The 244-nt window shown below is 62.7% G+C and carries 1 protein-coding gene; it reads right to left on the bottom strand.

Annotated elements, in window-relative coordinates; translation table 11 throughout:
- Nucleotides 1–244, bottom strand: a 244-nt coding sequence (locus tag J5M56_RS26265; protein ID WP_207938221.1) for an amino acid permease, incomplete at both ends; no start/stop codon positions are given.

Here is a 244-nt window from a genome sequence, read left to right as displayed (position 1 = left end):
AAGGCCCCAAGCAGCGACACCGCCAGCCCAATACTGATCAGCAAGCCCCCCCAAGGGCCGACGATATGCTCCAGCACCGAGGCCAGCGACGGGTTCTGCAAACCGGCCAGCTCCGGCTGGGTCATGATGCCTAGCGAAAGCACGTTGACCAGCACCAGGAACAGCAACACGGTGATGAAGCCGATGACCGTGGCCTTGCCCACGTCGGAGCGTTTTTCCGCCCGTGACGAGAAGATGCTTGCGC

Source organism: Pseudomonas sp. 51_B (assembly GCF_017491595.1).
GTDB lineage: Bacteria > Pseudomonadota > Gammaproteobacteria > Pseudomonadales > Pseudomonadaceae > Aquipseudomonas > Aquipseudomonas promysalinigenes.
This window is presented reverse-complemented; position numbering and strand designations above follow the sequence as displayed.